Origin of the sequence: Paracrocinitomix mangrovi (assembly GCF_019740355.2) — a bacterium.
In the GTDB taxonomy this organism is placed as follows: Bacteria; Bacteroidota; Bacteroidia; order Flavobacteriales_D; family Crocinitomicaceae; genus Paracrocinitomix; species Paracrocinitomix mangrovi.
The window spans coordinates 226,501-247,368 of record NZ_CP091819.1 but is presented as its reverse complement, the minus strand read 5'-3'; the positions used below and the strand labels follow the sequence as shown (position 1 = coordinate 247,368).

Annotated in this window: 14 protein-coding genes; 10 read left to right on the top strand and 4 right to left on the bottom strand. The window is 35.0% G+C overall.

Annotated elements, in window-relative coordinates; all coding sequences use genetic code 11:
• Nucleotides 1-30: 30 nt before the first annotated feature.
• From K6119_RS01060 to K6119_RS01045, 4 genes are all read left to right on the top strand, one after another.
• Complete coding sequence (locus tag K6119_RS01060; protein ID WP_221834410.1) at nucleotides 31-1,806, top strand: ABC transporter ATP-binding protein; 1,776 nt, start codon at nucleotides 31-33, stop codon at nucleotides 1,804-1,806.
• The gene (locus K6119_RS01055) at nucleotides 1,803-2,267 is read left to right on the top strand and encodes an RNA methyltransferase (protein WP_221834411.1); all 465 of its coding nucleotides are present in this window, start codon (nucleotides 1,803-1,805) and stop codon (nucleotides 2,265-2,267) included. The genes K6119_RS01060 and K6119_RS01055 overlap by 4 nt, the downstream gene beginning before the upstream one ends.
• Nucleotides 2,267-3,097: a tRNA 2-thiocytidine(32) synthetase TtcA gene (ttcA, locus tag K6119_RS01050; protein ID WP_221834412.1), complete on the top strand. Its 831-nt coding sequence runs from the start codon at nucleotides 2,267-2,269 to the stop codon at nucleotides 3,095-3,097. The genes K6119_RS01055 and ttcA overlap by 1 nt, the downstream gene beginning before the upstream one ends.
• A gap of 142 nt (nucleotides 3,098-3,239) precedes the next feature.
• Entirely contained in the window at nucleotides 3,240-5,618 is a 2,379-nt protein-coding gene (locus K6119_RS01045) for a cation:proton antiporter (protein ID WP_221834413.1), read from the top strand.
• Between the two features lies 1 nt (nucleotide 5,619).
• Here K6119_RS01045 and K6119_RS01040 read toward each other — a convergent pair whose 3' ends face one another.
• Genes K6119_RS01040 through K6119_RS01025 form a run of 4 tightly spaced genes read right to left on the bottom strand, consistent with a single transcriptional unit; the run spans nucleotide 5,620 to nucleotide 10,235 of the window.
• Nucleotides 5,620-7,452: a T9SS type A sorting domain-containing protein gene (locus K6119_RS01040; protein WP_221834414.1), complete on the bottom strand. Its 1,833-nt coding sequence runs from the start codon at nucleotides 7,450-7,452 to the stop codon at nucleotides 5,620-5,622.
• Between the two features lie 52 nt (nucleotides 7,453-7,504).
• Nucleotides 7,505-8,422: a bifunctional metallophosphatase/5'-nucleotidase gene (locus K6119_RS01035; protein WP_221834415.1), complete on the bottom strand. Its 918-nt coding sequence runs from the start codon at nucleotides 8,420-8,422 to the stop codon at nucleotides 7,505-7,507.
• On the bottom strand, nucleotides 8,422-9,174 hold the full coding sequence (locus K6119_RS01030; protein ID WP_221834416.1) for a 5'-nucleotidase C-terminal domain-containing protein: 753 nt from the start codon (nucleotides 9,172-9,174) through the stop codon (nucleotides 8,422-8,424). The genes K6119_RS01035 and K6119_RS01030 overlap by 1 nt, the downstream gene beginning before the upstream one ends.
• A gap of 2 nt (nucleotides 9,175-9,176) precedes the next feature.
• Entirely contained in the window at nucleotides 9,177-10,235 is a 1,059-nt protein-coding gene (locus K6119_RS01025) for an endonuclease/exonuclease/phosphatase family protein (protein ID WP_221834417.1), read from the bottom strand.
• A 196-nt stretch (nucleotides 10,236-10,431) separates the two neighbouring features.
• Here K6119_RS01025 and K6119_RS01020 point away from each other — a divergent pair, with 196 nt between their 5' ends.
• The 6 genes from K6119_RS01020 to K6119_RS00995 all read left to right on the top strand — a co-directional run bounded on the left by K6119_RS01020 (nucleotide 10,432) and on the right by K6119_RS00995 (nucleotide 20,868).
• Complete coding sequence (locus K6119_RS01020) at nucleotides 10,432-12,972, top strand: Plug domain-containing protein (protein ID WP_237828069.1); 2,541 nt, start codon at nucleotides 10,432-10,434, stop codon at nucleotides 12,970-12,972.
• A 10-nt stretch (nucleotides 12,973-12,982) separates the two neighbouring features.
• Complete coding sequence (locus K6119_RS01015) at nucleotides 12,983-14,212, top strand: DUF5689 domain-containing protein (protein ID WP_221834419.1); 1,230 nt, start codon at nucleotides 12,983-12,985, stop codon at nucleotides 14,210-14,212.
• A 9-nt stretch (nucleotides 14,213-14,221) separates the two neighbouring features.
• Nucleotides 14,222-15,448 carry a DUF5689 domain-containing protein gene (locus K6119_RS01010; RefSeq protein WP_221834420.1) on the top strand — a complete coding sequence of 409 codons (1,227 nt, stop codon included), beginning with the start codon at nucleotides 14,222-14,224 and terminating at the stop codon, nucleotides 15,446-15,448.
• Nucleotides 15,449-15,503: 55 nt separating this feature from the next.
• A complete protein-coding gene (locus K6119_RS01005) occupies nucleotides 15,504-16,892 on the top strand; it encodes a T9SS-dependent choice-of-anchor J family protein (RefSeq protein ID WP_221834421.1) in 1,389 nt (462 codons plus the stop codon).
• Between the two features lie 96 nt (nucleotides 16,893-16,988).
• Nucleotides 16,989-17,612, top strand: a complete 624-nt coding sequence (locus tag K6119_RS01000) for an outer membrane beta-barrel protein (protein ID WP_221834422.1) — start codon at nucleotides 16,989-16,991, stop codon at nucleotides 17,610-17,612.
• 67 nt (nucleotides 17,613-17,679) lie between these two features.
• The gene (locus K6119_RS00995) at nucleotides 17,680-20,868 is read left to right on the top strand and encodes an AsmA family protein (protein ID WP_221834423.1); all 3,189 of its coding nucleotides are present in this window, start codon (nucleotides 17,680-17,682) and stop codon (nucleotides 20,866-20,868) included.

The window sequence follows — 20,868 nt, the reverse complement described above, 5'->3', positions numbered from 1 at the left end:
TTTAGGACGTACAAAAGTACTAATTTTTAAATGTCTTCTTTATCCTATCTAAATAAATATTTGTTAAAGCATAAGTGGTTGCTATTGCTGGGAATTCTGTTTGTAATAGGACAGAATATTTTTGTAATAAAAATGCCCGGTGTTGTTAGAGATTCAATCAATGACATGATCAATCACCATGATGGAAGTGCAGAAAGTATTGCCGGAGGATTGATGAAATTCGCATTGATTTCTGCCGGACTTTATGTGCTATTCTCTGTGATATCAGGAATTTTCCTCTTTTTTCAAAGACAAACTATTATTAGAATGTCTCGCTACATTGAGTACGATTTGAAGAATGAAATTTACGATCAATACCAATCTCTGGATTTTAACTTTTTTAAGAAAAATTCTACCGGAGATTTAATGAATAGAATCACCGAAGATGTCTCTCACGTCAGAATGTATCTGGGACCGGGAATCATGTACACTTCCAATTTGATCATCAGATTTATTCTTGCGCTTTGGATTATGCTCTCCGTAAATGCTGAACTTACGCTATATGTATTAATGCCTTTGCCTATCATGTCGGTATTAATCTATTTTGTTAGTAGCATTTTAAATAGGAAAAGTGAACATGTTCAAAAGCAACAATCCCTTTTATCAACAATGGTTCAGGAATCTTTTAGTGGGATTAGAGTTATAAAATCTCATGTAAAAGAAGCTGAAATTGAAGCGAGATTTAACGCAGAGGCAAATGAATACAAAAACAGGTCAATGAGTTTTGTTAAAACCCAGGCCTTTTTTATGCCAACTATTGTAATGCTTATTGGTATCAGTACAATTCTCACCATTTATGTAGGAGGAATTCAAGCACAAGAAAAAGTAATATCTGCAGGTGAAATAGCTGAATTTGTTTTATATGTCAATCTATTAACATGGCCATTTGCTTCAATTGGTTGGGTAACTTCTATTGTTCAAAGAGCAGCTGCATCTCAAAAAAGAATCAATGAATTTTTACATCAGCAACCTGAAATTGTTAACGAATCCAATGATCCTTTTAGTTTCGAGAATGAGATCACGCTAAAAAATGTGAGTTTAACTTATGAAAACTCCGGAGTAGAAGCCTTAAAGGATATTGATCTAACTATTCCAAAAGGAGCTACAATTGGTGTATTAGGAAGAACAGGTTCCGGAAAGTCATCTTTGGCCTATTTGATCATGCGCTTACTTGATCCAACAACTGGGGAAATTAAAATTGATGGCAAAAACTTGAAAGAAGTTAATCTTGAAGCCTGGCGAGAGCATTTAGGATATGTACCACAAGAGCACTTTTTATTTTCTGACACTATTAAGAACAATATAGCTTTTGGATTAAATGAAGATGATGTTTCTGATGAAAAAATCATTCAGGCAGCTAAAGATGCCGGTATACATGACAACATCATGAACTTCCCGGATAAATATGAAACAAGACTTGGTGAAAGGGGAATCAACATATCAGGAGGTCAAAAACAAAGAGTTTCTATAGCCAGAGCATTGATTAAAAATCCAGACATTTTAGTTTTAGATGACTGTTTATCTGCAGTTGACAATGAAACTGAAGAACTGATTCTAAATGCTATTAAAGAGAATTTAAAAGGAAAAACTTCCCTGATAATTTCTCATAGAATATCCAGTATTAAATATGCTGATAAAATAGTTGTCCTTGAGAATGGAACAATTATAGAAACAGGAACTCATGAAGAGTTATTGAAACTTGGAGGACAATACGAAACCATTTTCAAAAAACAGGAATTACAAGACGCTAATAAAGAGGAGTCATGAAAAAACACTGGGATTTAAAAGAAGAGCAGTTTTTTGGAATAGGTGTTTATCAACCAAAAACATCACACAATATTGGAACCTTGTGGCGTACTGCCTATATTTTAGGAGCACAATTCATATTTATAGTGGATGGCAAGTATCAACACCAGGCCTCTGATACAATGAAAACATGGTCAAAAATACCTTTGTATAAATATGATGATTTTGACCATTTATACAACTCACTTCCCCACTCTACACAATTGGTTGGTGTAGAACTATATGAAAATTCGACTCCTATTCGTAACTTTGCACACCCATACAGGGCCGCTTATTTATTAGGAGCAGAAAATAATGGCTTACCTGATAAGGTTTTAAATCGCTGTCACCAATTGGTACAGCTGCCGGGAGAACATTCGTTAAATGTATCCGTAAGTGGAAGTATAGTAATGTTTGACCGCCTGATGAAACAGGAAGAATAGTGAAAGAAGAAAAAGAAAAAGAGCTAGAGAAGTTAAACCGTAAGATCAAGAAAACGGTTTGGAACGCCATCAATGATTATAATATGATTGAAGATGGTGATAAGATCATGGTATGCTTATCCGGAGGGAAAGACAGTTACACTATGCTAGACATTTTGATGCAGATTCAAAAAGCATCTATATTTGATTTTGAAATTGTAGCCGTTAACCTTGATCAGAAACAGCCCGGATTTCCTGAAGAAGTTCTTCCAAATTATTTGACAAAAGTAGGCGTTGATTTTGAAATTGTTGAAAGAGACACATACAGTATTGTAAAAGATAAAACACCTGAAGGTAAAACAACTTGTAGTCTTTGTTCCCGATTAAGAAGAGGAACTTTATACACTGCAGCTGAACGCTTAGGTTGTAATAAGTTAGCTTTAGGACACCATAGAGATGATATTTTAGAAACATTTTTCCTGAACTTATTTTTTGCAGGAAAAATTGAAACCATGCCTGCTAAATACAGAACCAATGATGACCGATTTGTCATTCTAAGACCATTGGCTTTTGTAAAGGAACAGCAGATTGAAGAATACGCAACAATGATGGATTACCCTATAATCCCTTGTAATTTGTGTGGTTCTCAACCGAATTTACAAAGACAGGTAGTTAAAAAGATGTTGCACGCCTGGGATGAAAAATACCCGGGAAGATCTGAAATAATGTTCTCAGCACTTAAGAACATCTCTCCTACTCATATGTTAGACATGGACTTATATGATTTTAAAAATTTAGAATCTAAGTTTATTGGAGACATGAAGGCTGGAATTGAATTTGACATGCCTTAGTTCGGGATAATTGAAACACCCTGAAACCCATTCACTTTTCTTGGTAACTCAATCGGTTGAAAGCCGTATAAAGTTCTGAAATAGATGACTTCTGGTTATTAATTGGAAATCATTACATTTACAGAAACTCAAACCTTACTGCATGCCTACTATATTATCAAAAGGGAAAATATTTTTCCTATGCGCTTTTACCCTTTTAATCTCAAGCCAAATAACTTATAGTCAGGATGAAGATTCTCTTGAACATCATCAGGTAATCACATATGATACTGTAGATCACAATATTGTTGATCCAGCTATTCAAAATGATCACTTAGATGGAGAACAACATCATGAAGAAATGCATGCCAATCATGATGATGAACATGCAGAAGGTGAACATGGCGAAGGCGGTCACCACAACGATTTTAGCGCATTACTTTTTGTCATTATAGCACTAATAATTGGTGCAGGAACCAGATTTGCACTAAGCAAGATAGGTCTTCCATTTACAGTTGCTTTATTGATTATTGGATTAGGGATTGGTTTCTTAGGTAGAAATGAGTTTTTCTTACAAGATTTTCATTTGTTTGGTCAGTCCCTAGATTTTTCTAAACTGGACAATTCTATAAAATGGGCCGCTCATCTAGATGCACATGCAATTTTATATGTTTTTCTACCAATTTTGATTTTTGAGGCAGCATTTGCCATGGATGTTCACATCTTTAAAAAATCATTTACTAACTCTGTATTATTAGCTGTTCCGGGTATTGTTATTGCCCTAGTGTTAACCGCATTATGCATGTGGCTAATTGTAGATTACAAACTAGGAATCACCACTTGGAATTGGGAAATGGTATTGTTATTTGGTACAGTAATTAGTGCAACCGACCCGGTGGCAGTAGTAGCCATCTTGAAAGAATTAGGGGCTAGTAAAAAGCTCGGTACATTGATTGAAGGTGAATCACTTTTAAATGATGGTACAGCAATCGTAATTTTTATGGTGATCTTCGGTGGATTGACAGGCAATGCCTTAGGATATTCACCATTCCTTGAGTTTTTAAGAGTAGCATTAGGAGGAGTTGCAGTTGGAGCAGTAATTGGATATTTTGGATTGAGATGGATGCATGCCGTATTCAATGATATGCTCATTGAAATTACCATAATTGTTGCTTTGGCCTATTTGACATTCTTTATTTGTGAAAATACATTCCATGTTTCAGGTGTACTAGGTTTGGTTACACTTGGACTTATTATGGCAGGTCCAGGTCGAACAAAAATATCACCGGAAGTACAACACTTTATACATGAGTTCTGGGAGTTTACTGCATTTACTGCTAATACACTAATCTTTTTGATTGTAGGAGTTGTAATTGCAGAGAGAACCCATTTCACCATGAATGACGTCTGGGTCCTTTTAGCCGTATATGTCATTATCCATCTAGTAAGAGCAATTGTTATTGCCGTTCTCTACCCTTTAATGAAACGTGCTGGGTATGGTATAGGAAAGAACCATCCACAAGTAATGTGGTGGGGTGCATTAAGAGGAGCTATTGGATTAGCATTGGCATTAATTGTTGAAACTGAACCCTCTATCCCTCCTGTGATTAGAGAACAGTTTCTTTTCTTAACTGCCGGAATAGTAACACTTACCTTGTTAGTTAACGCAACTACAATGAAGGCTGTAGCTCAAAAGCTAGGATTAACATCTGTCTCTAAGACCAAAAGATACGTTTTGGACACAGCCAAAGATTATGTATTTAGAGAAACAGTTGCTTCAATAGACAATTTGGAAAAAGACAGATTCTTTAAAAAAGTAAATTGGGAAGCCGTAGGTGGATATTTACCAGAAGATCCTGACGCATCTAAAATTCAAGATATTGATGATTTTAAAGAAGAGTCTAGAAGAAGAATTTTGGAGAAAGAAAAAAGTTCGTATTGGTCGCAATTTAAAGAAGGCTTGATTAGCTCAAGTGCTTATAACCTATTAGTTTCTGAAATCAATGACATTATAGATTCTGGTGGAGAAAAGAAATTATCTGACCGTGGAGATTTAGATGAATTGTTAGACACTAAAAACTCCTTGAGAAGATTTGGATTTTTAAAGAAATTTTTATCAAAAAGATATATTGAAAGATTGGCGGCTTCATTTGACGTTGCCAAAGGATTTTACACCTCACAGCAAAAATGTCTGAAGATGTTGAAGGAACTTCAAGCTGCTGCTGCTAATGAAAGAGAAGAAAGTATCCTTAAAGAAATTGAAGGAGAAATTGAAGAAAACAATATTCAGGCATTGACATTCCTAAGAAACTTTAAGAATCAATATCCGAATATTTACAGACATGTTTCTACGCGCCAGGCTATTAGAACCTTGTTAAATACTGAAAAATCAAAGGTAAATGAGTTACTTCATGCAGGTAGAATTACCAATGAAGAAGCTACCGCAATGATTACAGATATTGAATCAAGAATGAGAAATCTAAGCAAGGAGAAAATGACTAAGGAAGATCAAACAAGGGAAAAACCTAAGGAAGCGGTTTAATTTATTCTTTAATCACTCTTAAAGTATAAGTTTTATCTTCTTCTTGAATGTGCATAATATAAGCACCCTTTTCAAGATCTGATAAGTTATTGATTTCATTATTTTCAATAACTCCACTCTTTACTAACTGTGCTGAGGAATTAAAAATTTTGTATGAAGCCTCATTAAAAGATTGACTCAATTTAAGTTTATCATTAAAGGGGTTTGGAAAAACCGATATTTCTTCTTCTAACTCTTCATCTATCCCAACCCATGAAGATACTTTAGCTAAATGATTAAGTTGAGTATTAAATCCTCCTAAAACAAATGCACCACCTATATATAATTGATTGTTAAAAACACACACTGCATTTACATGATCATCTAACATGCTATATGGACTAGCGCTATCAAAACTTAGATTGTATACACCAAGATTATTACCCTGGACTACTCCGGCATATAAATCAAAACTTCCCGCAAAATAAAGTTCGTCTTGTAGAAATGCTAAGTCTAAAATTTGAGAATTGTAAGAAAGTCCTGAATTGTTATACTGTAAAAGCGGAAGTAAATTACCATTTAAATATTGTGATAAATAAATAGCATCATTATTAATATTAGATGATGCCCCGGCCAGATAAATAGAATTACCGTATGATTCAATAGTATATATTGTATCACTTAAATTTTCTCCAACAGCTTTCCATTGTTGATAATATACGTTGTGAACAGCATTTTTTGCGTAAAAACTGGAATCTAATTGTCCATTGGTATATACGTATACCGAATCAAACAAGCCGCCATATATAAATCCATTATCCAGATTATACGCCATATCTAAAACAGTACCATTCACTTCTGCCATTTTTATCCAGCCTTCATTAAAATCAAGATTCCATAATTCAGACTTTCCCGGATTTAAACTAGAAACAACAGAAACATGAAGTAAATACTGAAATGTTGTAGATGTAACTGCAGATGTAATAGTAGCTTCTGTCACTCCAGGTATACTATCAAATGCCCAAGTTGTATCATTGTAAAATGCCATAGGGTATACTTCATTATTGTGATTAAAAGCCCCAAAGCAATAAATACCGTCAGACTTTACTTCCACATCATAAATAATACCGGATAAACCTCCACCTAGACAACTTAGTTGATCATTTTTATACACTCCTATTTTTAAACATGGTAATGAATCCAATTCAGTAAACTCACCGGCTATTACCATTTGATTTCTATAGGTATCAGACTTCAATATTTTGACTTCATTATTGGCACCACCACCAACAGGCATAGTCACAGTATTTGGTGGATAACCCGGCTGAATCCATTTTAGTTCTTTTACCTCAAAACCATGTGATTCTGCCCAATTAAGCATACCCTCGCTTTGAATATCTTCAATGTAATCGAAGTTATAATCCTTACTAATCTTTAATGCTAAATTTTCATGACCAGATTGCTGCATTAGATAACCTACAGCACAGTGCACCCCTTTGTAGTCAATAAAATATGGCCTTCTTTCACTATGCTGAGTATTTTGAGGGAATTCTTTGGCATTTGCATACTTTTTTAGTTGATTTAAAAGGGCTTGTCTTTTTTCAAATGCATCCGGACTTATTTCATGATGAACAGTATTTTGCAAGTCAATTATTACTAATTCTAAGTGTTTAGCTATCCTTTCTTCTTCTGACTTAAAAGATATAATTTCTTCATTACAAGCATCTTTATGAAACTTCCACTCATTATTTACTTGCAGCATGTGCTGATAAAGAGTTGTTGATTCATAATACTCTTGTCCATAAGAGGTTGGATAAGTCAATACTATTATTGCGAATAGAATAGAAAATTTCATAGCTAAGTTTTGGATTTGAAAACAAAACGATATTTGCTATGAAAAGGTTGATTTAAGCTATCTCATATTGTGTACTTAACACATTACTTGCCCATACATCAGGATTTCCTTTTGTATCAAAATAGAAGTCTATTCTTCCAAGAATCAATCCAGCCCAACCTACTTGATTTACAAGAACAGATTTTTTTGCCTTATTCTTACGCATTTCAGGTTCTTGCATAAAAGTATGTGTATGTCCTCCAATGATCAAATCAATATTCTCAGTTGAATCTGCCAATACTTTATCACACATTTTATTTAAGCGTGGAAAATATCCTAAGTGTGACAAGCAAACTACCAAATCACACTTTTCTTCATTCTTTAAATGAGCTGCCCAGTAATTTGCTTTTTCAATTGGATCCTGGTAAACCGTATCCTTGTACATTGATTTAGAAACCAATCCATCCAACTCTACTCCTACTCCAAAAACTCCAATTTTAATTGGCCCTTTCTGAAAAACCTGATAAGGTTTCGTATGCCCTTTTAAAACAGTATTGTCAAAATCGTAGTTTGCACATAAGAAAGGAAAATCTGCATGTGGCAACATCTCTTTAAAACCATCAATTCCGGCATCAAAGTCGTGATTCCCCATTGTAGCGGCATCATAACCCATTGCAGACATTACTTTAAATTCCAACTCTCCGTGATGCATATTGAAATATGGAGTTCCTTGAAAAATATCGCCGGCATCTAACAATAACACCTGCTTTTCTTCTTTTCTAATCTTGTCAATCAACGCTTTTCTGCGATTGACTCCTCCTTTACCCGGATACTTTTTATGATTTGAGGGAAATGGATCAATATGGCTATGTGTGTCGTTTGTATGCAGAATCGTCAATTTATTCTCCTTGTTACCCGCAGCAAAAGAAGGCAAAGCAATCAATCCAACTGTACCGCAAGCTAAACGTGTTATAAATTGTCTTCTTTCCACTACTCTTTTGTAATTTTCATTCTCCCTTCATTAGGATAGTCTCCCAAATCCCTTTTCACTTTCACATAATCAATAAAAACATCTCTTAAAAAGATGCCTGAATCCCATTTTTTAATTGGCTCTTTGAAAAAATCCATATGATCTCCTCCACTAGCTAAATAGTCTGATGTAATGATTACAACATCTTCGTCAAAGCGATAAGGTTCTCCACCAATTGTCACTTTATAATCATCATTCTTTAGATCAAATGTGGCATTAGATACCGGTTGACCGTTGTGTTCATATAGGTAATCACACAATTCTTTCATTTTATCCCCGCTTATTTGAACAAGGGTAACGATATTATCAAAAGGCATTAATTCATATATGTTTCCAACTGTAATTGATCCTTTATTTATCGGAGCTCTTAGACCTCCAAAATTCAATAAGCACAGAGATTTTTTAAGTTTATCTGAACCAATATCTGTGGTTTTCAAACCATATTCCAAACCGGCTTCATACGCCGCATCAGCAGCAAAATTTCCAAGAGGTGATTCAGGCGCGAATTTTTCCAGGGCATTTCCCGCAAATCCAATCACTTTATTCATTTCTTCTTCCATTGAAAGGCGATATGGATTGATCATTGAATCCAAATCACTTTCAGCAGCAGTACTGTCAATTTCAACGCTATTGCTTTTATAATCAGCAATCTTTTGTGTCCCACAAGAAAGGATTAATCCAGATAAAAAGAAGCTATAGAAAAGCGTCTTCATGTTTAATTAGCGTATTTCTTCAAAATGATGTAAGAAGGAAAGTGATCAGAATATCCGTTGGTCCACTTACCTCCGGCATGTGTTCTTAATGGATATCCAGCATATTGTCCCTCTTGTTGAATCATATAAGGTTGGCTGTATACTTCTGCTACATGAAGAATGTATTTAGTAGCATCTTCTTTTAAAAATGGCTGGGTAATTACAATTTGATCAAAAAGGTTCCATGCATCTCTGTAAGCCAAAGTACCGTTACCTTTTTTATAATGATCCCACATTGTATTGTACAAATCTCCTTTTTTCAATTTACCTTTCTTTCCCTTTGCACGAACATATTCAGTCATTGAAACATTTACAGGATCATCATTTAAATCGCCCATTAAGATGATTTTTGAATCCGCATTAAGTGTCTGTAATGAATCGATAATTCTTCTACTAACTTTTGCAGCTTCAACTCTTCTTGGTTCTGATGCTTTTTGTCCTCCCCATCTTGAAGGCCAGTGACAAACAATAATAGAAACATCTTCTCCTTGCATTTCTCCTGTCACCACTAACTGATCTCTGGTATGTCTTACTTTGCCGTCATCATCTTGAAAGTTTAAAGGATATTTTGTACTGTTTTTTACCTTAAAATATTTCTCTTGATATAATAATCCCACATCAACTCCCCTTGCATCTGGCGAATCATAATGCACGATTTTGTAATTTCTATCCTTAATAGAAGGCATGTTTACCAAATCTTCCAACACTCCTTTATTCTCAACCTCACAAACTCCTAAAACTGCAGCTCCATCTGGCGTATACTTTGTTCCAATTTCACTGATCACTCTAGACATATGCTCTAATTTGGTAACATATCTGGTAGAATCCCAACCTTTTGCACCATCCGGCAAATACTCTTCATCTCGAATCAAAGTATCATCCCAATAGTCAAAAAGATTTTCAAGGTTGTAAAAACCAACGCAAGCAATCTGGTATGATTTCTTTTGATTTTGAGCTGTAGCCGCGTTAGAAATCAGCAAATTAGCAGCTATCAGTACGATTAGAAAGTTAAGTTTTCTCATAAAGCAGTGTAGTATTGTGCAGGCAAATTTATTCAAAAGAAATCAAAATACAGGCCAAAATGATGTAAACGGATTGTTAATAAGTCATGATATCGTTGTTAAATTTCATTGTTAAACCAATTCTATTCATTGAAAAGTTCGTAGCTTTGGACCGCCGAAAATCGGAAGATTTGGCAAACAATAGTACACTTACACTATGATGAAAAACTTAATCCTACTCGCCTTCAGTGGCTTGCTAAGTATTCCTGTCCTTGCTCAGGACGATACAACAAAGGTTAATACAATTGAGGATTCCCTTAATGATAATACGCCTGTTTTTGTTTCTACCTTAGAAGATATTGATCCTAATAATACATCCGGAAACATTTCAGGATTGTTGCAATCATCAAGAGATGTATTTGCTTCAACTGCCGGTTTTAACTTTTTTGCTGCCAGATTTAGAATCAGAGGTTACAATGGTGACAAAACAGTTATCATGGTTAACGGAATTCCTACCGGGAATTTAGATAATGGTTGGAGTCAATTTTACAAATGGGGAGGATTAAATGATGTTACCAGATATGCAGAAACAAAAAAATGGTTAACATCTAACCCATACCACTTTGGTGGAATTGGTGGTTATTCAAATATTGATGCGTCTGCCACTTCAATAAGAAAAGGATGGAGAATTTCTTATGCAAATGCTAACAGAGCTTATAGACACAGATTAATGGTTACTTATGGAACCGGAATGATGTCAAATGGTTGGGCTTTTTCAGGATCAGTATCTGCGAGATATGCCGGAGAAGGTTATATAGAGGGAACATTCTATAATGCGGCGAGTTATTTCTTTGCTGCAAAAAAGAAAATCAATGATAAACATACATTAAACCTTTCGGTAATGGGTGCAGCCAGAGAAAGAGGTAGATCTAATATCTTTTTTGATGAAGTGTACCAATTAACAGGAAACAATTATCACAATACACAATGGGGTTGGCAAACGTTAGCCAATGGCGATTCAATTAAAAGAAATGCCAATATCGCAAAGGAACATGTTCCAATCATTACTTTGAACCACGAATGGAACATTGATGATAAAACGAATTTAAAAACATCTGTTTTAGCATCTTTTGGAAAAAGTGCGAGAGAAAGATTAAACTGGTATGATGCCCAAGACCCTAGACCTGATTATTATAGAAAATTGCCTTCGTATTGGTATGCTTTAAATGATTCTGCTCAGGGAGATTTGTGGAAAGAAAGATGGGAAAGCGGAAATACAGATTATACCCAAATTAACTGGGGACAGCTATATCATGCAAATGACAACAACTTATTTACGCAAACTGACGCCAACGGAATTGCCGGAAATGACGTGTCAGGTAAGAGAGCTAAATACATTATGGAAAATCAGTGGGACAATGAATTGTCTATCACTATTGCCAGTGTATTTAACAAGCAAATTGATAAAATGCACATTACCGCAGGTATTTACCATCAATATCAAAGAAATCACGTCTACAAAACAATCTCTGATTTGTTAGGAGCTGATTACTGGGTAGATGTTGACCAATTTGCTGAACAAGATTTCTTAGATCCACTTGCTGCTCAAAATAACGTGGCAACAACAAATAGATTAGTTGGGGTTGGTGATGATTTTGGATGGAATTATTACATGCACAATCATGAATCTACTGTGTTTGGTCAAGCTGAATGGAAGTTTAAAAAAGTGGATGTTTATGCAGCTTTAGAATTATCTGATCAATTCTTTTACAGAGAAGGTGTTTATCAAAATGGAAGATTCCTTGATAACTCTTTAGGTAAATCAGAAGTACTTAACTTCTTTAATTATGCTGCGAAATCAGGAGTTACTTATAAAATTTCAGGAAGACAATTTGTGACAGCTAATGCTGCCTACTTAACTGAAGCGCCAATGTCAAGAGCTATTTATATCTCACCAAGAACAAGAGATTTTACAGTTAACAATCCTAAAAATGAAACCATTTATACAGGAGATATCAATTACATCTTAAGCTACCCTAAATTAAAAATGCGATTGACATACTATTATATGGAGCGTAAAGATGCTGTTTGGTCTAGAAGTTTTTATCATGATGAATACAGAACTTTTGTAAACTACGTGATGGAAGATGTAGATTATTTCCATCAAGGAATTGAGTTTGGAGTAGATGGTAACATTGTAGGAGGATTATCTGCAAATGCAGTAGCAGCTTGGGGTCAACACCTTTATAATTCAAGACCTATTGCCAATGTTTATAGAGATAACTCAGCTGAGTTGATTGACTCAAACAAGACAGTTTATTTAAGAAACTATAAAATTGGAGGAATGCCGCAATCTGCTGCTTCAGTAGGATTGAAATACTCTGGTAAAAACTATTGGTTCGTAGGAGTAAACTTCAACTATTTTATGGATATCTACTTAGATCCTTCACCGGACAGAAGAACAGAATCTGCAGTTGAAACATTCACAACTTCTGATCCTCAATGGAGTCAAACAATTGATCAAACAAGATTAGAAAACGGATATAACTTAAATATTATTGGAGGTAAGTCTTTCAAAATTGGAGACTACTTCTTAAGCCTATTCGGAAACATTACCAACCTTACAAACAATACAAGTTTTGTTTCGGGCGGATTTGAGCAATTAAGATTTGACAAAACCAATGTAAACAAGTTCCCTCCAAGAGTGTCTTACATGATGGGGCTGAACTATTTTGTAATGGCTACACTAAGATTTTAAAAGTACTACAATGAGAAAACTATTATTAATCACATCCATTTTAGCACTAGCAGTTGCTTGTGAAAAAGAACCGGATTCTCCACCAGAGAATTTATTAAATCAGTCAAAAGCAGTAACTGTTGATTCATTGAGACAAATGCAAGCTGCTGTTTCTCCTAACGGAGTTTCAATTACAGACTCATTACATGTTTATGGAATCATCACAATGGATGAATCTGAAGGTAATTTGTACAAGAATCTTTACTTACAAGATCACACAGCCGGAATTCAAATGAGATTGTCTGCAGGAAGTGATTTCGCTGTTGGTGATTCAGTACGTGTTTCTTTACATGGAGCATATTTAAGTGAATATGCAGGAACAATTCAGTTAGATTCAATTGATCCTGATGCAATGATCATTAAACAATCAGCTGGAAACTACATGGCTCCAACGGTTAAAACAATCTCTGAAGTTACATTAGCAGATGAAGGAATGTTAATTAGAATTGATAATGTACAATTCACTGCAGTTGAACTTACTGAAACATACTCAGATGCTATCAATCAGGCTTCTGAAAACCGCATTTTAGAAGATTGTGACGGTAATACAATCATTGTTAGAACATCAGGTTTTGCAAGCTATGCAAACCAAATTGTAAAACAAGGAAATGGAAGTATTGTTGCGATTGTAGGAAGATACAACACAGATATTCAATTATTGATTCGTTCATTGCCTGAACTTACTTTAGATAATGAAAGATGTGCCGGACAATTAATCAATAAAAACTTTGATGATGATGATATTAACTCAGGAGGATGGATTACTGTTCAAGTGAGCGGTCCTGGAGTTAACTGGACTACGAGTATGGCTGGTGGTGCTTCCACTCCATATGCTGTTATCAGTAACTGGAATGGAAGTTCAAATGATGCTTGTGAAAACTGGTTGATTTCTCCTGGAATGGATTTGAGTAGTTCAACCGGAGCAGTATTAAACTTCAACAATGCCTATAACTATGCGGGAGATGCTTTAGCAGTATTGGTTTCTTCAGACTATTCAGGTTCAGGTGATCCAAGTTTAGCTACTTGGACAGATATTACTTCATCTGCAACTTGGTCTAGCGGAGGCTGGGCATGGGCAAATTCAGGAGACATTGATTTATCAGCATATACAGGTACAAGTGTTTACGTTGCCTTTAAATATGTTGGATCAGCTTCTGATGGAAGTACTTGGGAATTAGATGATATTATTGTAACAGGATAAACTACCATGATGAAAAAACTTTTGATTTTATCCGGAATTGTTTTGGCTACGGCTTCATGTAAAAAGTACGATACGCCACCTATTGAATATCCTGGAGAAGGAGTAAATGTAACTATTGACAGCCTTGTAGATATTTTCATGGCTAATGGTCCTATGAGTATAGATACAGAAATGGATTTATACGGAGTTGTGACCATGGATGAAAATGATGGAAACATTTATAAAAATGTATATCTACAAGATCATACAAGAGCTATCAATGTTAGATTATTGAACAGTGGCGGAATCTATGCTGGTGATTCAGTTAGAATTGCTTTAAAAGGATGCTACATTAATCAATACAGTGGCGTAATGCAATTAGATTCAGTTAACGTAGACTGGAATGTTGTAAAAATTTCAACTCAAAATCATTTAGATCCGGAAGTTGTATCGATTGATCAAATCACTGCTGCTAAGGAATCAGAATTGATAAAAATTGAAAATGTTCAGTTTGTAAGTTGGCAATTAGATGAAACTTATGCCATTGCAGATGACAACAATCCTCAAAGTAAAGATGTATTGTTAGAAGATCAGAACGGAAACACTGTTGTTGTAAGAACTAGTGGTTATGCAAGTTTTGCAGATCAACAAGTAGCACAAGGTAGCGGTTCAATCATTTGTATTGTAAGTCATTTTAACGGTGAAGTTCAATTGTACATCAGATCATACAATGAGATTGATATGAATGGAGCCAGATTTAATGGTTTGCTTCACAATAAAGACTTCAATGATGATGAAGTAAATTCAGGAGGATGGACTACCTATGACGTTATCTCGCCTACTGCTGCAGTATGGGAAACAAGTTCAGCAGGTGGAGCTCCAAATCCATATGTACAAATTTCAAATTATAATGGAAGCGGAAATGATGCAACAGATTCTTGGTTAATTTCGCCAGCAATTGATTTGCCTTCAGGTTCTACTCCATCATTGAGTTTTGATAATGCTTACAATTACTCAGGTCCGGCCTTGGAAGTTCATATTTCTACCAATTATGTTTCCGGTGATCCGGGATCAGCCACTTGGACAGATTTAAGCGGAAGTGCTATCTGGTCTGGAGGAAGCTGGGTATTTGTAAATTCAGGAGACATTGATTTATCGGCTTATGCAGGTTCAACAGTACATATTGCTTTTAGATACCAGGGCACGGCATCTACAGGTAGTACTTGGGAACTTGATAATATTTTAATAAAAGGTTAACATAAAAAGAATATTTAACCCCTTAATTTTGAATTCGGAATAAAAACACACAATTATGAAGAAACTTTTTACACTTTTATCAGCTTGTACCTTAGTGGTAACAGCTAACTCTCAAACCTACTTCTCTGATGATTTTGAAGGAGGTTCATTAACAGGAAACAATGCCTGGACACAGGTATTCACTGTAGGTTCACAAGGAACACACGATTGGTATTGGGATACTTTCAGTGGTGATAACTTTGCTGAAATCAACAATTACCCTGATGCGTCTGATGTATGGATGATTTCTCCAGTTATTGATTTGAGCGGACAATCAGCAACTAATCCTTATTTATCTTTCCAAAACACTTCTGGAAACTTTGATGGTCCGGATTTGGAAGTATATGTTTCATCTACTTATGGTGGTGGAGCAATCAATATGGGTGATTGGACTCAATTAACAGGATGGAACTTATCTCCAGGAAGTGGTGATGGTTATACAGATGTAAACTCAGGAGATATTGATTTAACTTCTGTTGCATCTTCATCTACAGTATATATTGCTTTTAGATACCAATCAGCTGCTAGCTCGGCTCAAGAGTATCAAATTGACAATGTTTTAATTCAAGAAGGAATGACTGTTGTTCCAACTTTGTCAATTTATGATGTACAATATTCAACTGCTAATCCTGCAGATTCACCTGAAGATGGAAACACTGTAAACTTACATGGTGTTGTTACTTCATTGGCTTCTGGAGGTGATTCAGGAGACGGTTACTTTATGCAAGATGCAGATGGTGCTTGGAATGGATTGATGATCGTTGATGGAACAAACACTCCTAACGTTGGTGATAGTGTTGAAGTTACCGGTGTTGTTGAAGAGAACTTTGACATGACAAGATTAGTTTCAATCTCGGCTTTCACAAACCACGGAACTCCTACTGTAGCTATTAACCCAGTTGTTATAACTTCAGCTCAAGCTGCTTCTATGGAAGATTATGAGTCTGTAATGGTAACTGTTGAAGCTGCTGAATGTACAGTTGACAATGCCGGATTCGGTTTATGGACAATGAATGACGGTTCTGGTGACTTAAATGCTGATGATGACTGTTTTGACAACTCAGCTACTTTAGGTAACTACTATGATGTAACAGGAATTATTTCATACACTTACTCTGAGTACAAAATCAACCCTAGAACAGGTGCTGATATGGTAGTTGTTGGAAACGCTTCTATCGTAACTAATACAATTGACATGAACATCTACCCTAACCCTGCTGATGAGCAAATAGTAATTAATGCTGCTCCTAATGCAGTTGTTGCTATTTACAACATGGCTGGACAAGTAGTTGCTAATGGAGTATCAAACAAAACTATTGACGTAGCTTCATTAGAAGCTGGAATCTATCAAGTAGTAATTACTGTTGATGGATCTCAAAGCGCTCAAAAATTGGTGATCAAGTAATTTTGATCTCTTAATAAAAATGAATCCCTCGGACTTTGTTCGGGGGATTTTTTTGTGGCTTAGTTTTTGATTACCTTGCTTAAAACCAGTCCACTTATGATTAGAATTACTATCCTAAGTTTTGCATTGACGTTAACTAATCTCGTGAGTGCACAACAACACATTGGAGGAATTAAGCTTTTACCTGGAGTAACCAATTATTGGAATTCACCTGACGAACTCTCGGGATCTGTTGTATATGACCCTCGTTTTACTTTCAATTTTGGTGCTCAATACATCTATGAAGTTGGAGAGTCTCCTTACGGTTTAGAAACAGGTTTGTATTGGTTTGATAGAGGCACAGTGAATAAAGGAATTACTTCTACCGGCGGTGACATTGCTTTGCATAGCTACTCACTTGGAATTCCGGTTTTATTCAGATATGATTTAGATCATTTGTATTTCTCGGCAGGACCCAGCATTGAGGTAAAAATGAGAAACAAATACGTTTACAAAGAAACTGGTACAGTTACCAAAATTGGACTAAGTAGTGATTTTGCCAATAATATCAGATACGGAATTGACCTGAATGTAGGTGGTAAATTAAACATCACTGAAAAAATTGGTTTGTTTGCTGAATTAAGCTTTCATTACTCCCATATGCAGTACAGTGAATTTTATAAGAAATTTAGAGGATATACTACTTATGAATTAGGCATTGGAGCCAACTATAGGTTCTGATTTTTGTTGAAAAACAAAGTTGAGCAAGTCGAACTAAATAATTAAGTTTACGGAAGCTCACTTTTAAATGAAATTCAACTTTTTAAAAAGAAGAAAATTTTGGAAAAGGTTAATCATTTGGTTAATCCTAGCCCCTATTCTACTGTTCTTCACAGTTGTATTAATTGTTTACATCAAGCAAGATGCTATAGTTCAAGAGCTGATTTCAGATTTAAACGAAGATTTTGTTGGTAAAATTGAGATAGAAGATAGTCATGTATCTCCTTTTGAAAACTTCCCTTACATTTCCATTGATCTAGACAACGTTAAAATTTACGAAGACAAAGACAGCAATAAAGATCCCATAGTTGAAGTGGAAGATTTATATGTTGGATTTGATATCTGGACACTACTGTCGGGTAGTTATGATATCAAATTAATTGAACTTAAAAAAGGCTTTATCCATGTTGTTCAGGATGAAAATGGAGATTTAAATCTCACAAAAGCCCTTTCTCAGCAAAAAGAAATTGAGGATGCTTCTGAAGAATTTCACATTCACCTGAAAGAAATTGATCTATATGATATAGATATCTATAAATACAATGAAGCCACTGGTTTAATGGTAGAAGCCTTTGTAGATGAGGCCACCATGAGTTTTCAAACAAATGAAGAAAAAATCCATGCCTTTGTTGACTCAAAGATGGAAATGAATGTAATCAACTCTGGAGACACCAGCTTTTTCAAGCATAAGCATATCAATACACATCTGGATATTGATTACACAAAAGCAGATGAGATGTTATACATTAACCCTTCAGAGCTAGAATTGGAACATGCCAAATTTAATGGAGAAGGTATGGTGGATATCAATGATGATTTTAATGTCACCCTAGCCATTTATGGAGAAAAAAAGAACTTTGATCTCTTTTTAGCTTTTGCACCTGAAGAATTAGAACCTGTTTTAGCCAGATATGAAAATGCGGGTAGGATATTTTTTGATGCACAGATTTCTGGACCTACACTAAATGGTCAAATTCCTTTTGTTTATATGACATTTGGTTGTGAGGATGCATACTTTGACAACAAGGTCAATCACAAAAAAATAGATCAGTTAAACTTTACAGGTTACTTCAGCAACAGTGGCGGAAATGACTTAAGCAATATGGAATTTGCCTTACAAGACTTTACTGCCAGACCGGAAGCTGGAACTTTTAAAGCCAATTTGAAAGTTAAAAACTTTGAATCACCCAATATTGAAATGAGTTTAGATTCAGATTTTGATTTGGACTTCCTGGCAAAATTCATCAATGAAACCAGTTTCGAAAACTTATCAGGTAAAGTGAATCTACACATGAAGTTTCATGATATTATTGATTTATCCAGACCTGAAAGGAGTATTGAAAAAATGAATGAAGCCTATTATTCTGAAATCAACATTTCCAACTTGGCATTTAGATCATCAGCTTTTCATCTTCCTCTCAAAAAATTAGACACAAAAATTATAGTTGAAGGAAATCAAGCTGCTATTGAGCATTTTGATTTGGCTGTTGGAAGCTCAGATTTGAGTATTGTAGGGCACATTTCAGATTTGCCCGCAATTATTCATCATACAGACGATAAAGTAATTTCTGATTTGACCATTAAATCTGATACATTAAACATTCGTCAATTAACCAAAAAAGATGCAAAGGATGAAGACTTTGTAGATGAAGTGATTGATGATTTAAGTATGAATTTTAAATTCATTAGTTCTGCTAAAGCATTTACTGAGTCCCCTAACCTACCTGTTGGGGAGTTTTTTATTGAAAATTTATACGCTAAACTAGAACATTACCCTCATACTTTCCATGATTTTCATTGTGACTTCTTTATTGAAGACAGTAGCTTTAAAGTCATTGATTTTTCCGGTATGATTGACAAAACAGACTTTCATTTCAATGGTAAACTCTTACAATATGAAAGATGGCTGCAAAAACATCCAAAAGGTGATACAGAGATAGAATTTGATCTTACGTCTTCTCATTTGGAATTGAAAGATCTCTTTTCATATAAAGGAGAAAATTATGTGCCAGAAGATTACAGACACGAAGAGTTGTCCAACATGAAATTACATGGTGATGTACTAATTCACTTTAATGACGGCTTTAAATCTGCAGATTTTTACTTTGATCATGTAGCTGCGAAAATGAAAATGCATCCAATGAAATTTGAGAATTTTAATGGGCGTCTGCACTTTGAGGATGAACACCTGATGATTCAGGAAATGAGTGGAAAAATTGGAAGAAGTGAATTTACAGTGGATTTAAACTACTATTTAGGAGATGACGAAAGCATTAAAAAACGAGACAATCATTTCGGAATCAAAGCAAAACGACTCGATTTTGATGAACTTTTCAATTACAACAAATCTCCTTCTCAATTAGCTGAAAAGCCTGAAGATCATGAAAATGTATTTAACATCTATGAATTGCCTTTTACAGATATGACCATTGATTTAGATATTGATGACTTGAATTATCACAGGTATTTATTTCACAATTTACATGCTAGACTTCGAACAAATCCTGAGCATTACATCTATGTAGATACTTTAAAAACAGATGCTGCAGGAGGAACTATTTATCTATCCGGCTACTTTAATGGTTCAGACAAAGAGAAGATTTACTTCAGTCCTAAAATGAAATTGAAAGGCGTTGACCTGGACAAATTGCTATTCAAGTTTGAAAATTTTGGGCAGGATCACCTGGTATCAGAGAATCTTCATGGTAAAATCACAGCAGATATCACTGGTAAAATTCACATGCATGCTGATATGATTCCAATATTGGATGATTCAGAGATTCATATGGATGTTTTGATTGTGAATGGGAGATTGGTGAATTATAAAACGCTGGAAACACTTACTCCCTATTTTGGAGATAAGAACTTGGATAATGTATTGTTTGATACATTGCAAAACCATTTTGATTACACAAATGGTATAATCAATATTCCAAATATGACCATCAATTCATCTTTAGGCTTTATGCAAATTGCAGGTACTCAAGACATGGACATGAATATGGAATATTATGTGCGAGTTCCTTTGAGTTTGGTTGCAAAAGCTGGCTGGAAAGGACTTTTTGGTAAAAATGAAGAAGAAGTAGATAAAGATCAGGTAGATGAAATTGAGTACTTGGATCCTGAGAAAAAAGTGGCTTTCATCAACATTAAGATCATTGGAAATATAGATGATTATCAAGTAAAAATTGGCAAGGACAAAAGGAACAAAAATTAA

Excerpts from the sequence above, each read along its gene's own strand:
- K6119_RS01060 (WP_221834410.1), top strand. The coding sequence starts at position 31 with ATGTCTTCTTTATCCTATCTAAATAAATATTTGTTAAAGCATAAGTGG.
- K6119_RS01055 (WP_221834411.1), top strand. The coding sequence starts at position 1,803 with ATGAAAAAACACTGGGATTTAAAAGAAGAGCAGTTTTTTGGAATAGGT.
- K6119_RS01045 (WP_221834413.1), top strand. The coding sequence starts at position 3,240 with ATGCCTACTATATTATCAAAAGGGAAAATATTTTTCCTATGCGCTTTT.
- K6119_RS01040 (WP_221834414.1), bottom strand. The coding sequence starts at position 7,452 with ATGAAATTTTCTATTCTATTCGCAATAATAGTATTGACTTATCCAACC.
- K6119_RS01030 (WP_221834416.1), bottom strand. The coding sequence starts at position 9,174 with ATGAAGACGCTTTTCTATAGCTTCTTTTTATCTGGATTAATCCTTTCT.
- K6119_RS01025 (WP_221834417.1), bottom strand. The coding sequence starts at position 10,235 with ATGAGAAAACTTAACTTTCTAATCGTACTGATAGCTGCTAATTTGCTG.
- K6119_RS01020 (WP_237828069.1), top strand. The coding sequence starts at position 10,432 with ATGATGAAAAACTTAATCCTACTCGCCTTCAGTGGCTTGCTAAGTATT.
- K6119_RS01015 (WP_221834419.1), top strand. The coding sequence starts at position 12,983 with ATGAGAAAACTATTATTAATCACATCCATTTTAGCACTAGCAGTTGCT.
- K6119_RS01010 (WP_221834420.1), top strand. The coding sequence starts at position 14,222 with ATGAAAAAACTTTTGATTTTATCCGGAATTGTTTTGGCTACGGCTTCA.
- K6119_RS01005 (WP_221834421.1), top strand. The coding sequence starts at position 15,504 with ATGAAGAAACTTTTTACACTTTTATCAGCTTGTACCTTAGTGGTAACA.
- K6119_RS01000 (WP_221834422.1), top strand. The coding sequence starts at position 16,989 with ATGATTAGAATTACTATCCTAAGTTTTGCATTGACGTTAACTAATCTC.
- K6119_RS00995 (WP_221834423.1), top strand. The coding sequence starts at position 17,680 with ATGAAATTCAACTTTTTAAAAAGAAGAAAATTTTGGAAAAGGTTAATC.